The sequence below is a fragment of the uncultured Halorubrum sp. genome (assembly GCF_937146585.1).
GTDB classification, from domain to species: domain Archaea; phylum Halobacteriota; class Halobacteria; order Halobacteriales; family Haloferacaceae; genus Halorubrum; species Halorubrum miltondacostae.
In genome coordinates this window covers 1-13,582 of the sequence record NZ_CAKZRO010000066.1, presented here as the reverse complement: position 1 = coordinate 13,582, position 13,582 = coordinate 1, and the positions used below count along the sequence as shown (strand labels likewise).

14 protein-coding genes are annotated in these 13,582 nt (G+C 71.1%); 10 read left to right on the top strand and 4 right to left on the bottom strand.

The window, feature by feature from the left end; translation table 11 throughout:
• Positions 1-136: 136 nt before the first annotated feature.
• Complete coding sequence (locus tag Q0116_RS05975) at positions 137-994, top strand: mechanosensitive ion channel family protein (protein ID WP_297886433.1); 858 nt, start codon at positions 137-139, stop codon at positions 992-994.
• Positions 995-996: 2 nt separating this feature from the next.
• Here the strand turns inward: Q0116_RS05975 and Q0116_RS05970 are convergent, their stop codons facing one another.
• Positions 997-2,448 carry an MATE family efflux transporter gene (locus tag Q0116_RS05970; RefSeq protein ID WP_297886432.1) on the bottom strand — a complete coding sequence of 484 codons (1,452 nt, stop codon included), beginning with the start codon at positions 2,446-2,448 and terminating at the stop codon, positions 997-999.
• A 102-nt stretch (positions 2,449-2,550) separates the two neighbouring features.
• Between Q0116_RS05970 and thiE the strand changes: the two genes are divergently transcribed.
• Positions 2,551-3,183 (top strand): thiamine phosphate synthase, encoded by a 633-nt coding sequence (gene thiE / locus Q0116_RS05965; RefSeq protein ID WP_297886431.1) that lies wholly within the window; start codon positions 2,551-2,553, stop codon positions 3,181-3,183.
• Positions 3,184-3,193: 10 nt separating this feature from the next.
• On the opposite strand, the gene Q0116_RS05960 is transcribed toward thiE, so the two are convergent.
• Complete coding sequence (locus tag Q0116_RS05960) at positions 3,194-4,045, bottom strand: SDR family oxidoreductase (RefSeq protein ID WP_297886430.1); 852 nt, start codon at positions 4,043-4,045, stop codon at positions 3,194-3,196.
• Between the two features lie 284 nt (positions 4,046-4,329).
• Between Q0116_RS05960 and Q0116_RS05955 the strand changes: the two genes are divergently transcribed.
• Positions 4,330-5,235, top strand: coding sequence for a 4Fe-4S binding protein (locus Q0116_RS05955; protein ID WP_297886429.1), 906 nt, complete (start codon positions 4,330-4,332; stop codon positions 5,233-5,235).
• Positions 5,236-5,322: 87 nt separating this feature from the next.
• Here Q0116_RS05955 and Q0116_RS05950 read toward each other — a convergent pair whose 3' ends face one another.
• The gene (locus Q0116_RS05950; RefSeq protein ID WP_297886428.1) at positions 5,323-6,087 is read right to left on the bottom strand and encodes an SDR family oxidoreductase; all 765 of its coding nucleotides are present in this window, start codon (positions 6,085-6,087) and stop codon (positions 5,323-5,325) included.
• A 227-nt stretch (positions 6,088-6,314) separates the two neighbouring features.
• Here Q0116_RS05950 and crtI point away from each other — a divergent pair, with 227 nt between their 5' ends.
• From crtI to moaA, 7 genes are all read left to right on the top strand, one after another.
• Positions 6,315-7,817: an NAD(P)/FAD-dependent oxidoreductase gene (gene crtI, locus Q0116_RS05945; RefSeq protein ID WP_297886427.1), complete on the top strand. Its 1,503-nt coding sequence runs from the start codon at positions 6,315-6,317 to the stop codon at positions 7,815-7,817.
• Positions 7,814-8,755 (top strand): prenyltransferase, encoded by a 942-nt coding sequence (locus Q0116_RS05940; RefSeq protein ID WP_297886426.1) that lies wholly within the window; start codon positions 7,814-7,816, stop codon positions 8,753-8,755. The genes crtI and Q0116_RS05940 overlap by 4 nt, the downstream gene beginning before the upstream one ends.
• Positions 8,752-9,663: a bisanhydrobacterioruberin hydratase gene (gene cruF, locus Q0116_RS05935; protein WP_297886425.1), complete on the top strand. Its 912-nt coding sequence runs from the start codon at positions 8,752-8,754 to the stop codon at positions 9,661-9,663. Before Q0116_RS05940 ends, cruF begins: the two co-directional genes overlap by 4 nt.
• Before the next feature lie 138 nt (positions 9,664-9,801).
• Positions 9,802-10,359 (top strand): diadenylate cyclase, encoded by a 558-nt coding sequence (locus Q0116_RS05930; protein WP_297886424.1) that lies wholly within the window; start codon positions 9,802-9,804, stop codon positions 10,357-10,359.
• 139 nt (positions 10,360-10,498) lie between these two features.
• Positions 10,499-10,924, top strand: a complete 426-nt coding sequence (locus Q0116_RS05925) for a universal stress protein (RefSeq protein ID WP_297886423.1) — start codon at positions 10,499-10,501, stop codon at positions 10,922-10,924.
• A gap of 96 nt (positions 10,925-11,020) precedes the next feature.
• The gene (locus Q0116_RS05920; protein WP_297886422.1) at positions 11,021-11,788 is read left to right on the top strand and encodes an MBL fold metallo-hydrolase; all 768 of its coding nucleotides are present in this window, start codon (positions 11,021-11,023) and stop codon (positions 11,786-11,788) included.
• A 115-nt stretch (positions 11,789-11,903) separates the two neighbouring features.
• A complete protein-coding gene (moaA, locus tag Q0116_RS05915; RefSeq protein WP_297886421.1) occupies positions 11,904-12,908 on the top strand; it encodes a GTP 3',8-cyclase MoaA in 1,005 nt (334 codons plus the stop codon).
• Between the two features lie 45 nt (positions 12,909-12,953).
• On the opposite strand, the gene Q0116_RS05910 is transcribed toward moaA, so the two are convergent.
• Entirely contained in the window at positions 12,954-13,346 is a 393-nt protein-coding gene (locus Q0116_RS05910) for a DUF1648 domain-containing protein (protein ID WP_297886420.1), read from the bottom strand.
• Positions 13,347-13,582: the final 236 nt, after the last annotated feature.

Genomic DNA, 13,582 nt, shown 5'->3' with positions numbered 1-13,582 from the left:
GATCCGCGCGGCGGCGGGTCGCATCGAACGGACCGTCACGCCGCGACGACGGAATGCGCCGACCTGACCGTCCCACCGGGCGTAAACAACCGCGCCGCCAGTAGCTTCTTTATATAGTCTCGTGAAAGGGCGGGTGATGTATCCATTACAGCTCGACGCGGTCACGAACGCGGTCGACGTCGCGGCGATAGCGACGTCGGTGGTCGGGTTCGTCGCCGGGTTCCTGGCCGTGTTGCTGCTCGGCAAGTACGTCGTCATTCCGGGGCTTCGGCGGATCGTCAGGTCGCGCGGGTTCGACGAGGCGGTGGTGAGCCTCGGGACGAACGTGCTCAACGCCGTGGTGTGGGTGGCGGCGATCGCCATCGGCTTCGCCGTCGCCGGCTACGGCGGCTTCCTCTCGGCGTTCGCGGTGTTCGGCGGCGCCATCGCGCTCGCCGTCGGCTTCGCGGCACAGGACCTCCTCGGCAACTTCGTCGCCGGCGTGTTCATCCTGAAGGACAAGCCGTTCGAGGTCGGCGACTGGATCCAGTGGGGCGACATGTCCGGCCGCGTCGAGGAGATCGACCTCCGCGTCTCGCGGGTCCGGACCTTCGACAACGAGCTCGTCACCGTCCCGAACGGTGACCTCGCGAACAGCGCGGTGACGAACCCCGTCGCCTACGACACGCTCCGCCAGAAGTTCGTCTTCGGGATCGGCTACGACGACGACATCGAGGAGGCGACCGACATCATCGTCGAGAAGGCCGAGGCCCACGAGGAGATCCTCGACGACCCGGGCGTCTCGGTCCGGCTCGTCGAGCTCGGCGACTCCGCAGTCGGGCTCCAGTCGCGCTGGTGGATCGCCGACCCCGACCGCGGCGACTTCGTCCGCGTGCGCTCCGAGTACGTCACCGCGGTGAAGGAGGCGTTCGACGACGCGGGCATCGACATGCCGTACGTCCACCGCCAGCTCACCGGGAGCGTCGAAGTGATCGAGGACGTCGCCGACGAGTAGGCCTACCCGACCTCCTCCTCCACCTCGCCCGCGTCGGGCCGGTACCGCCGGCTGACCGCCTGCCACCGGTTCGACCGGAACCGGTAGCCGTTCAGGCCGGCGGGCACGAGCTTCTCCGCCACCAGCGCCGCGTACAGCCCGCCGACGCCGAGCGGCGTCGCGAGGCCGACCAGGGCGACGGGGAGCGCGAAGACGTACAGCCCGACCATCGACGCGAGGAAGGGCCAGCGCGTGTCGCCCGCGCCGCGGAGCGACCCCGTGACCGAGCCGTCGACGCCGAGCGGCACCGCCGAGATAGCCGCCGCGACGACGAACGCCGCGGTCGCGCTCACCGCGGCCGGGTCGTCGACGAAGACGCCGGCGATCGGGGTGGCGGCGGCGATCACCGCGGCCGACGCGAGGACGTAGACGACCGCCGACAGCGCGATCACGTCGCGGCCGTACGCGGTCGCGAGCGACTCCTCGCCCGCGCCGAGCCGCTGGCCGACGAGCGTGCTCGCGGCGATGGAGAACCCCCAGCTGAAGCTCCCGAGCAGCGCCCTGACCCGGCGGCCGACCTCGAGGGCGGCGACCGTCGCGGAGCCGAACGACGACGCGATCCACAGCAGGGGGAAGACGACGACCCCCTCGGCGACGCGACGCGCGATGAGCGGCGCGGAGACCCGGAGGAGCTGCCGGCTCAGCCCGGCGTCGAGCCACGGCCCGGCGCGCCCGACCGGGACCGGGGACGCGCCGCGGCCGAAGTACGACCGCCCGGTCATCCCCCACGCGAGGACGAGCCCGACGGCGGCGATGGAGACGGCGGTCCCGAGCCCCGCGCCGAACACGCCGAGGCCCGCGCCGAGGACGAGCCACCCGGTGAGGACGACGTTCAACAGCGCGCCGCCGGCGCGCGCGACCATCGGCGTGCGCGTGTCGCCGACGCCGGCGTACGTCCGGCTGGCGATCATGTTGAAGAACTCGAAGGCGAGCGCCGGCGCGGTGACGGCGAGGTAGGTCGTCCCGGCGGACAGCGCCGCACCCTCGCCGCCCACGAGCGCGATCAGTCGCTCCGCGCCGAGGACGTAGCCGGCGACGATGGGCGCGACCAGCAGCGCGGCCACGATCAGGGACTGCTTGACGACGAGGCCCGCCCGGCCGCGCTCGTCGCCGCCGTAGTTCTGCGAGACGAGCGAGACGGTGCCGCCCGCGAGCCCGATGGAGACGAACTTCGCCAGCTGCCAGTACGCGAACGCGAACCCCATCCCCGCGACCGCCGACACCCCGACCGCGTAGCCGATCACCGCGAGGTCGACGGTGTTCTTCGACATGATCGCGAACCCGGTCACGATCCGGGGCCACGCGAGGCCCATCGTCTCGTCGAGCCGCGACCGGTCGATGACGCCGGCCCGGTCGAGCGCGCCCGCGACCGCCGCGGCGACGCGGGCGAGGACCGTCCGGAGCCGAGATGGCATTGGACACCGGTACGGGGCGAGCCGGTTTGTGTCTGTCCGTCCCGGCGGGAGGCGCGCCCGGAGCGCAACCGTTTTTCCTCCGACCGCCCGACGTTATTACATATGAATACCACCGAGTGGCGTACATACCTCGTCACGGCGGCGAGCCGGTCCGCGGGGCGGTCGACCCCCGAGGTCGTCGCGGCCGCGCTCGACGGGGGCGTCGACGTCGTCCAGCTCCGCGACAAGGGCGTGAGCGACCGCGAGCGGTACGAGACGGGGCTCCGGCTCCGGGAGCTGACCGCGGAGGCGGGGGTCCCCCTGCTCGTGAACGACCGGATCGACCTCGCCGCCGCGATTGACGCGGACGGGGTCCACCTCGGCCAGACTGACCTCCCGGTGTCGGTCGCGCGCGAGCGGCTCGGCCAGTCGGCCGTCGTCGGCGTCTCGGCCTCGACGGTCGAGCAGGCGCGCGAGGCCGAGGCCGCGGGGGCCGACTACCTCGGCGTCGGGGCCGTCTACGGCACCGACTCGAAGGACGTCTCCGGCGACCGCGACGGGATCGGGACGGAGCGGATCGCCGCGGTCGCGGACGCGGTCGACCTCCCGGTGATCGGGATCGGCGGCGTCGACGCGAACAACGCCGCGCCCGTGGTCGAGGCGGGCGCGACCGGCGTGGCGGCGCTGTCGGCGATCACGGCCGCGTCGGACCCGGCGGCGGCGACCGAGGCGCTGCGAGCGGCGGTCGCGGAGTGAGTCGACTCTCTCAGTCCTCGCGCTCGAACTCGGGCGCGAACAGCCGCGCCGACATCGGCGCCGGGTCGCCCTCGGTGACGTTGTACGCGGAGAAGTCGGTGACGCCCGCCTCCCGGAGCAGGTCCTCGTCGTAGAAGCTGTTGCCCGTACACTCCGCGGGATCGCGCGCGAGTATCTCGAGGACCGCGTCGGAGACGACCTCGGTGGTCCGCCAGTCGTCCTCGGTCCCGAGCCCGAAGTAGCGCGTCGCGCGGGTGTCGATCGTCGTCACCGGCCAGAACGTGTTACAGCCGACGTCGTCGCTCGCCAGCTCCTCGGCGAGCGACAGCGTGATGAACGACATCCCGAGCTTCGACCACGCGTACGGCGCCTTCCCGGGCGAGCGGTCGGTCACGATCGGCGGCGAGTTCGACAGCAGCCACGCCTCGTCGAGTTCGGCGAGGTGGTCGGCGAAGGCGTGCGCGACGAGGTGGGTCCCGCGGACGTTCACGTCCGTCAGCAGGTCGAACCGGTCCGCCGGCAGGTCGGCGACGTTCGCCAGCTGGATCGCGCTCGCGTTGTTGATCACGATGTCGACCTCGTCGAAGTGATCGATCGCCTCTTCGACGACTTCCTCGACGCGGTCCTCGTCGCGGAGGTCGAGTTCGAGCGCCAGCGCCTCGGGGCCGCGCTCGCGCACCTCCCGGGCCGTCTGCTCGATCGACCCCTCCAGTTCGGAGTCGTCCGCGTCGGTCGTCTTGCCCGTCGAGACGACGTTACAGCCCTGGTCGGCGAGCGCGAGCGCGATCCGCTTACCGATGCCGCGGGTCGTTCCGGTGATAAAGGCCGTCGAGTCCGAGAGGTCTGGGTCCGCGAGTGGCATACCCCCCAGTTCGACCGACCGCGGGATAACTCTCGGTGTTGCGGAGGGGTATCGCCGCGGTCGACGCCCCGTCACGGCGGCGGCCGGGCGGAGTGGACGCGGGACCGCGCAGCGGGCCGGATCTTTGTAGAATTTCTCCACTCAGACAATATTCACAAATGCGAAATCTTTCATAACTCTATTCTGGTCGTTTCTATTCGTTTTGCCAGCGGTGTATGTGTGAATATTGTGTGTTATCCACAATTACTAAGTCGGCTGCGCCGATACGACCGTTCGCGTCGAAGATGAGCCTGCGAGAACGAGCGAGCGGACTCACGGACCGAGTGTGGTCGGCGGTGGCCGGCGACCGGACGAATCGACTGATCGAACGACTCGGGCGGGTACGCGACGGCGACCCGTGGTTCGACAAGCGGGGGCTCGATACGGTCCGTCGCCGACCGGTGGACGACGGCTCCATCGAGCGACGCCGCGGCTATCAGCGGTACCTCGGCGTCGCGTTCGCGGGACTGCTCGTGGCGGCCCTCTGGTACCCGGCCCTCGCGGGGGTCGGCGTCGTCGGCTGCGCCACCGCGGCGGTGGGCGTCGGCGCCGTCCGCGGGCGGTTCTACTGTAACCACCTCTGCCCTCGGGGCGGCCTGCTCGACGGCTACGTCCGCCTGTTCAGCCGCGGGAACCGGACACCGGACTGGTTCAAACACCCGCTGACCAGGGCGGCCGTCGGGCTGGTCGCGTTCGGGCTCCTCGGCACCGGACTCTACACGGCTTGGCAGCGGGGCGGGTCGCTCGGCGTCCCGTTCCTGACCATGCTCGGCGTCAGCACGCTCGTCGCGGTCGGGCTCGGCGTCGTCTACCACCAGCGCGCTTGGTGTCAGGTCTGCCCGGCCGGAACGCTCTCGCACGCGGTCCACCGGGTCGCCGAGGCGCTGGGGCGGGACCCCGCACCCCGCGTCGAGGTCGACGCGGACGCCTGCGTGAGCTGCGGTCGCTGCGGGACGGTCTGTCGACAGGAGATCACGCCCGGCCAGTACGCGGACGGCGAGGTCACGGACCACGGCGACGTGTTCTCGCTCGGCGGTCCCGAGGGGTCGACCCGCGAGGCCGACGGCGTCGTCGACCACGGCGACTGCCTCCAGTGCTCCGCCTGCGTCGAGGAGTGCCCGACCGACGCGCTGTCGCTCGACGAGGAGTAGCCGACCGCCCGCGGCGGCCGGCCGCTCGGGCCGGTCGAAGACGCCTCTAGCTTCGAGTCGGTCACCCGGCGACGAGGGGCGTCCCGGCTACCGCGTCGCGGTCTTCCACTCCCGCAGCCCGATCCGGCCGCCGTTCAGGTCCTCGGCCGGGGCCTCGGTGGCGGCCCAGACGAACAGCGGCGCGACGCTCTCGGGGTCGCGGGCGCGCTCCTTCCCGGTGAGGTCCGTGGCGACGAGGCCCGGGTCGACGACGCCGACGGTCGCGTCGAGGTCGGCGGCGAAGCCGCGCGCGACCGCCTCGGCGGCCGCCTTCGAGACCGCGTACGCGCCCATCCCCGGCTTGGACTCGGCCGCGACCGCGCCCGACGGCACGAGGACGCGCGCGTCGTCTGCGAGGTGCGGGACCGCCTCGGTGACGGTGGCGAACACGCCGCGCGCGTTCGTCCGCATCGTGTCGTCGTAGTCCGCGTACGTGACCTCGGTCGTCGGTCGCTCGCCAGGCGCGCCGTGGAACACGCCGGCGTTCGCGAACACGACGTCTATCGGACCGGCCTCGCGGGCGGCGCGCTCGAAGAAGCGTTCGAGGTCGAACTCGTCGCGCACGTCGACGCGGTCCCCCCACGCGGTGCCGCGCTCGGCGTCGTCGGCCGGCGAGTCGTCCCCGGCGTCCGCGTCGCCGTCGGCCTCGGCGTCCGGGTCGTCGCCCGCGCCGTTCAGCGCCGCGACGGTCCGATCGACGGCATCGCCGTCGCGTCCGGAGACGGCGACGAACGCCCCCTCGTCGACGAACGCCTCGGCGACGGCTCGCCCGATCCCGCTCGTTGCTCCGGTGATCGCGACCGTCAGATCCATGTGAAGACGGCTACGCGCGTCGGCGACTTAGTGGTATCCACTTCGGGCGTCTCCGCCGGCTCCGCTCGCGCGGGTGCGCCGCGCGACGAGTTCCGCCGCGACCGTCACCGCGCCGTCGTTACGACCGACCGGGCCCCGTCGTCGCGACCCCGCCGACCGAACGTGTCCGGGACCGTCCCGCGGCGCGTCTGACCGGATTTATACCGGAGCCGTCCCTAGGATCGTGTATGGACGTGGTCCCGGACATCGACGGCGTTGCCGACGAGTCCGTCGTCGTTATCGGCGGCGGATTCGGCGGGCTCTCGACGGCCTGTTACCTGGCGGAGGCCGGCGCGGACGTCACACTGTTGGAGAAGAACGAGCAGCTCGGCGGCCGCGCCAGCCGGCTCGAAGTCGACGGCTTCCAGTTCGACATGGGGCCGTCGTGGTACCTGATGCCGGACGTCTTCGAGCGGTTCTTCGGCCACTTCGGCCGGTCGCCCGACGAGTTCTACGAGCTGGAGCGGCTCGACCCGCACTACCGCGTGTTCTGGAAGGACGGGGACAAGGTCGACGTGCTGCCCGAGCGCGACGCGAACCGGGAGATATTCGAGTCGTACGAGCCGGGCGCGGGCGAGGCGTTCGACGCGTACCTCGAGGAGTCCGAGCGGACCTACGACATCGGCATGGAGCACTTCGTCTACGAGGACCGCCCGCGGCTGCGCGACTACGTGGACACCGACGTGATGCGCTACTCGTGGGGGCTCTCGCTGCTCGGCAAGATGCAGGGGCACGTCGAGGACTACTTCGACCACCCGAAGCTCCAGCAGCTGATGCAGTACACGCTCGTGTTCCTCGGCGGGTCGCCGACGAACACGCCGGCGCTGTACAACCTGATGAGCCACGTCGACTACAACATGGGCGTCTACTACCCCGACGGCGGGATCGGCGCGGTCGTCGACGGCATCGTCGAGCTCGCCGAGGACCTCGGCGTCGAGTTCGTCACCGACGCCGAGGTGACGGGGATCGAGGGCCGGTACGGCGCGTTCGCGGTCGACACCGAGGACGGCGAGCGCTTCCTCGCCGACCGCGTCGTCTCCGACGCCGACTACGCGCACACCGAACAGGAGCTCCTCCCCGAGCGGAAGCGCCAGTACACCGAGGAGTACTGGGACTCGCGGACGTACGCGCCCTCCGCGTTCCTGCTGTACCTCGGCGTCGAGGGCGACGTGCCGGACCTCGAACACCACACGCTCGTCCTCCCGACCGACTGGGACGAGCACTTCGAGCAGATATTCGACGACCCCGAGTGGCCCGACGACCCCGCCTACTACCTCTGTGTCCCCTCGAAGACCGACGACACGGTCGCGCCGGAGGGCCACAGCAACCTCTTCGCGCTGGTGCCGATCGCGCCCGGGCTGACCGACACGCCGGAGATCCGCAACCGCTACCGCGACCTCGTGATCGACGACATCGCGGAGAACACCGGGACCGACCTCCGCGGCCGGGTCGTCGTCGAGGAGACGTTCTCGGTCGACGACTTCGCGGACCGGTACAACAGCTACGCGGGCAGCGCGCTGGGGCTGGCGCACACCCTCACGCAGACGTCGCTGCTGCGGCCCTCGCACACCTCCGACGCGGTCGACGGGCTCTACTTCACGGGCTCGACGACCACGCCCGGCATCGGCGTCCCGATGTGCCTGATCAGCGGACAGCTGACCGCGGAAGCGATGGGCGACGACGACGTGTGATACCCGCCGTGAGCGACCAGAACCGATCCGTCGACGACGGACAGAGCCCGCCCGTCGAGGGGGACCGAAACCGGTCCGCCGGCGGCGGTAGCGAGGGGCTCCGCTACCTGCTGGTGCTGTCGCGGCCGCGCTTCTGGCTCTACCTCGCCGGCCCGGTCGCCGTCGGCGTCACCTACGGCATCGGCGACGTGGGCGAGCTGTTCACGCCCGTCACGGTCTCGCTCGCGGCGTACTTCCTCGTGCCGGCCAACGTGTTCCTCTACGGCGTCAACGACGTGTTCGACGCCGACATCGACGAGCTGAATCCGAAGAAGGAGGGGCGCGAGGCGCGGTGGCAGGGGAGCAGACTGGTGATCGCCGCCGTCGCCGCCTCCGGCGCGCTGGGCCTCGCGACGCTCGCGATCACGCCCCGCGTCGCGTGGCCGTACCTCCTGGGCTTCCTCGTCCTCGCGGTCGGGTACAGCGCGCCGCCGGCCCGGTTCAAGACGACGCCGTTCCTCGACTCGCTGTCGAACGGGCTGTACGCCCTCCCGGGCGCGGCGGCGTACGCGACGGTCGCGGGGGCGCACCCGCCGCTCGCGGCGCTGGCAGGCGCGTGGCTCTGGACGATGGGGATGCACACGTTCTCCGCGATCCCGGACATCGAACCGGACCGCGCGGCGGGGATCGACACGACCGCGACGCTGCTCGGCGAGGGGCGCACGTACGGCTACTGCTTCGCGGCGTGGACCGCCGCGGCCGGCGCGTTCTGGCTCGTGGACGCCCGTCTCGGGGCGCTGCTCGGCGTCTACCCCCTGTTCGTCGCGTGGGTCGCGCGGTCGTCGGTCTCGGTCGATCGCGCGTACTGGTGGTTCCCGGCGCTGAACACCGTCGTCGGCACGCTGCTGTCGATGGGCGGCCTCTGGCGGGTGTACCCGCTCTGGGAGGCGCTGCCGTGAGCGACGGCGACCGGGCGGGGTCGGCGGGGACGACCGCCGCCGCGACGACCGGCTCGCGTCTTGACGCGCTCCGCGAGCGCGCGCCAAACACGCGAGACGAGGCGGAGACGCTGCTTGACCGGTTCGTCCGCGAGAACCGCTTCACCATCGCCGTCGTCTTCCCGCTCGTGGGGGCGATCGCGCTCGTCGGCAGCGCCGAGGGGTGGGTGCCCGAGCCGTTCGCGTTCCACCCGTGGTTCGTGCTGTTCGGCGTGATCGTGATGCGCTCGCCGCTCGTCGTCGGCGTGCTGCCGACGATCGACCGCCGCGCGCTCGGCTGGATCGGCGTGTTGATGGCGTACACGTACATCATCGAGTCGGTCGGCGTCGCGACCGGGTGGCCGTACGGGGAGTTCGCGTACACCGTCGACCTCGGGCCGATGCTCGGGGGCGTCCCGGTGGCGCTCCCCGTGTTCTTCATCCCGCTCGTGATGAACGCGTACCTGCTGTGCCTGCTCCTGCTCGGGCCGCGCGCGGACAGCGTGTGGGTCCGGCTTGCGACGGTGATCCCGGTCGTCGTCGCGATGGACGTGGTGTTGGACCCCGGCGCGGTGTCGCTCGGGTTCTGGAACTTCGGCGGCGGGGCGTTCTACGGCGTCCCCCTCTCGAACTACGCCGGGTGGGTGCTGTCGGCGGTCGTCGCCGTCGTCACGCTCGACCGCGCCTTCTCGGCGGCGGGGATCCGCGAGCGCCTCCGCGACTGCGAGTTCATGCTCGACGACATGGTGAGCTTCGTGATCCTCTGGGGCGGGATCAACCTCTGGTTCGGGAACCTCCTGCCCGCCGCGGTCGCGGCCGCCTTCGGCGTCGGCCTCGTCCGCGCCGACCGGTTCGACACGCGGCTGTTCGCCGAGTGGCGACGGTCGTGAGCGGGTGCGCCCCCGGGCGAAGTCGGCCGGCCCCCCGGCGACCGACTCGGCTGCCCTTATATACCGGGGGGTCCTCTTTCCGACCGTGACCGACGGCGGCAATCGCAGCGGACGACCGGACCGGAAGGAGCGACGCCGATGAGCGACCTCGCGATCGAGTACGGCGACCACGAGCGGGTGTGCGAGGTCGTCGATCGGCTGACGTACTGCGCCGAGCACGTCAGCGTCTCCTTCGACGGGTGGGAGGAGCCGCACGTGAAGGGGCCGGGGCTGTACTTCGCCGTCATCGGCGACAGCGACTACGGCGCGTACGCGGACCCGATGGGAGACAACCGCTGGCCGCGCGACACCTGCCTGTCCGTCTTCGACGAGGACGCGCTCGCGGCCGCGGCCGAGTCGGTGAGCGTCGCACAGGACGGCGGCGTCGTCGTCGCGGTCGACGGCGAGATCGAGTCGCAGATGGTCCGCTTCCGCGACCTAGGCACCCGCGACGAGGAGGCCGACTTGGTCGACGACGTGAGCTACGAGCCGTGGATGGGGTCGCGACACATGAGCGCCATCGAGACCTCCGTCCGCCCGGAGGTCGTGGCGACGGTGACGCTGAGCGAGGAGACGGGTCGCGTCAGCGTCTTCCGCGACGGCGAGGCGAACAGCATGCGGCGCGAGGCGATCGGCGGCCGCTGGCGCGACGAGTGACGCGGCCCGGTCTCCGGACTCTAGAGCCGGTCTGCGCGTCCGGCGCACACGACGGCTGTCTTCTCTCCACGCGTGCGGCGCTCCCGGAGTCCGACACCGAGGCCCCACCGTTAAGCCGCGGCCGGGCGAACGCCGATCCATGTACGACGACATCCTGGTGCCGACCGACGGGAGCGAGGCGGTCGACCGCGCGCTCGATCACGCGGTGCGGCTCGCGACCGACCACGACGCGACGGTCCACGCGCTGTACGTCGTCGATCAGCGCGTCACGACCGCCAACTCCGGCGAGCTCCACGACGAGGTCGTCGCGGACCTCGAGGCGCAGGGCGAGACCGCGGTCGGCGCGGTCGCCGACGCGACCGCCGAAGCCGGACTCGAGGTCGAGACGCACGTCGTCCACGGGACGCCCGACGCCGAGATCGTCTCCTACGCCGACGAGGCGGGGGTCGACGTGATCGTGATGAGCCCGGAGGGGAAGTCGCCGCGCGAGCGGATCCGGTCGCTCGGGAGCGTCTCCGACCGCGTCGCCGACGACGCGTCGGTCCCGGTGTTCCTCATCAAGTGACCGGGTGGGCGGCGCCGGACCCCGCACCGGCGCTGCGCCGCGCTCCGCCGCCGGCGCTCCGACCGAATTAGGTGGATCCGGCCGCGACCCGTCGGCATGGAACTCACCGTCCTCGGGTCCGGCAGCGCGATGCCGGTCCCCGACCGCGCGCAGGCCGGCTACCTCCTCGCCGACGGCGACCGGTCGCTCCTCGTCGACTGCGGCAGCGGCGTCCTCCAGCGGTTGGCGGGCACGGACGTCGGCTACGAGGGCGTCTCGACGGTCCTACTCACGCATCACCACCTCGATCACGTCGCGGCGCTCCTCCCACTCCTGAAGGCCCGCTGGCTCGCCGGCGAGGAGCACCTGGAGGTCGTCGGGCCCGCGGGCACGAAGTCGCTCGTCGACGGCCTGCTCGACGTCCACGACTACCTCGACGGGCGGATCGACCTCGCCGTCCGCGAGGTGTCGACCGCGCGCCCGTTCGCCGCCGGCGGGTTCGACGTGGCGGCCCGCGAGACGCGCCACTCGATGGACGGCCTCGCCTACCGCTTCTCGCCGCCGGGCTCCGACGACCCGCCCGCCGACGGGCCGGTCGCGCTCTCCGGCGACACCGAGGCGTTCGCGGGGATGGGGCGGTTCGCGGACGGGGCCGACCTCCTCGTCCACGACTGCTCGTTCCCGGACGACGTCGACGTGTCGAACCACCCGACGCCGACGAGCCTCGGCGAGTCGCTCGCGGGAGTCGAGGTCGGGACGCTCCTGCTCTCGCACCTCTACCCGCACACCGGCGGTCGCGAGCGCGAGATGGAAGAACGCGTCCGCGAGGCGGGCTTCGACGGCGAGGTGCGGACCGCGGCCGACGGGCTTCGCCTGTCGCTGTGACCGCCCGATCGCAACCGGAGCGGGCCGACTTCGCGGCCGCGACGTAACCGCCGGGCGTTACTTACCCGCACGAACGACCCCGATGTTTAACCGCGCGTAGCGGCTTCGACCGGGCATGACCGGCCCACTCGCGGACGACTTCGGACGGGAGGTGACGGGGGTGCGGATCTCGCTCACCGACCGGTGTAACTTCGACTGCGTCTACTGCCACAACGAGGGGTTAGGCGACACGCGCGGGCCGATGGAGCCGAGCGACGCGGAGATGAGTGCCGACGACGTGGTCCGCTTCCTGGAGGTCGTCGAGGGGTACGGCGTCGACGCGGTGAAGTTCACCGGCGGCGAGCCGATGCTCCGCCAGGACCTCGAGGAGATCATCGAGCGCACGCCCGACTCGATGGAGGTGTCGATGACGACGAACGGCACGTTCCTCCCCGGGCGCGCCGCGGACCTGAAGACCGCGGGCCTCGACCGCGTCAACGTCTCGCAGGACGCGCTCGACCCGGACGACTTCGCGGAGGTGACCAAGTCCGGCGCCTACGAGAAGGTCCTCGAAGGCGTCAAGGCCGCGGTCGACGCCGGGCTCGACCCGGTGAAGCTCAACATGGTCGTGTTCACGCACACCGCGGGCTACGTCGAGGAGATGGTCGAGCACGTCGCCGAAAACGAGGGGCTCCAGCTCCAGCTCATCCAGTACATGCCGGAGCTGACCGGCAAGCCCGAGTGGAACGTCGACATCGGGCGCGTCCACGACTGGCTCGCCGAGAAGGCCGACCGCGTCGAGCACCGCGAGATGCACGACCGGAAGCGCTACTTCGTCGGCGAGGCGAGCGACGACGAGACGGGCGGCATGGTCGAGATCGTCGACCCCGTCGAGAACGAGGAGTTCTGCGCCAACTGCGGCCGCGTCCGCGTCACCCACGAGGGATACCTGAAGGGGTGTCTCAACCGCAACGACGACCTCCGCTCGATGGGCGAGATGACCCGCGCGGAGATCGCGGAGACGTTCGAGGAAGTGGTGGCGAACCGCGTGCCCTACTACGGCGAGTACCTCGTCGAGGGCGAGGACGGCGAGTACGAGCTGAACGAGAAGTACCTCGGAGCGCCGAAAGTGGCGGACTGAGACGAAAACCCGCGCTCCGCCCGGTGGCCGGTCACGCCCTTCGGCCTATCGCATTTCAAACCAGACAGCCACCGCCACCATCCCGCCGGCGAGCGCGAGGGTGATCGGAACGATCGGGACGTTGTACCCCAGATTCACGCCGAACGCCATCACCTGAACCGCGAGCAACAGCAGCATCGCCAGCGAGCCGACGATCCGCTCCCCGACGTCGGCGTCGGTGGTCTCGAACAGCAGGCTCATGAACACGACGATCGCGGGCATCGCCAGGATCGCGACCGGCTTTCCGACGACGCTGTCAGCGTTGCCGGTCGCGTTCCAGTGGATCGCCATCTGGTCCGGGAGCGCGCCGTACAGCGCGATCCCGAGCGCCAACAGCGCGGCGACGACGAGGCCGGCGACAGTCTTCTGCCGGGCGAGGAAGCGGGCTGGAGGGCTCATGCCGGGTGAGTACGCGATGAGCGGATAAATACGTTCTTCGCGGCGCGGGCGGTCGTGGTCGGAGGTGACGAGCACGACGGGACCCTCACTCGATGGCGAGACTCGCTCCCCTTGTCTCGCGCAGTTCGAATCCCCTGCGTGCCGGTTCGCTCGTCGCTTCGCTCCTCGCTGTACGAGCACGGTGGGATTCGAACCCACGACCATCGGATTAGAAGTCCGACGCTCTATCCTGGCTG

Bases quoted from the DNA above. Each gene is read 5' to 3' on its own strand.
- Q0116_RS05920 (WP_297886422.1), top strand. From the start codon at position 11,021: ATGGAACTCACCGTCCTCGGGTCCGGCAGCGCGATGCCGGTCCCCGAC.
- Q0116_RS05950 (WP_297886428.1), bottom strand. From the start codon at position 6,087: ATGGATCTGACGGTCGCGATCACCGGAGCAACGAGCGGGATCGGGCGA.
- Q0116_RS05930 (WP_297886424.1), top strand. From the start codon at position 9,802: ATGAGCGACCTCGCGATCGAGTACGGCGACCACGAGCGGGTGTGCGAG.
- Q0116_RS05925 (WP_297886423.1), top strand. From the start codon at position 10,499: ATGTACGACGACATCCTGGTGCCGACCGACGGGAGCGAGGCGGTCGAC.
- Q0116_RS05975 (WP_297886433.1), top strand. From the start codon at position 137: ATGTATCCATTACAGCTCGACGCGGTCACGAACGCGGTCGACGTCGCG.
- Q0116_RS05970 (WP_297886432.1), bottom strand. From the start codon at position 2,448: ATGCCATCTCGGCTCCGGACGGTCCTCGCCCGCGTCGCCGCGGCGGTC.
- crtI (WP_297886427.1), top strand. From the start codon at position 6,315: ATGGACGTGGTCCCGGACATCGACGGCGTTGCCGACGAGTCCGTCGTC.
- Q0116_RS05955 (WP_297886429.1), top strand. From the start codon at position 4,330: ATGAGCCTGCGAGAACGAGCGAGCGGACTCACGGACCGAGTGTGGTCG.
- Q0116_RS05910 (WP_297886420.1), bottom strand. From the start codon at position 13,346: ATGAGCCCTCCAGCCCGCTTCCTCGCCCGGCAGAAGACTGTCGCCGGC.
- Q0116_RS05960 (WP_297886430.1), bottom strand. From the start codon at position 4,045: ATGCCACTCGCGGACCCAGACCTCTCGGACTCGACGGCCTTTATCACC.
- thiE (WP_297886431.1), top strand. From the start codon at position 2,551: ATGAATACCACCGAGTGGCGTACATACCTCGTCACGGCGGCGAGCCGG.
- moaA (WP_297886421.1), top strand. From the start codon at position 11,904: ATGACCGGCCCACTCGCGGACGACTTCGGACGGGAGGTGACGGGGGTG.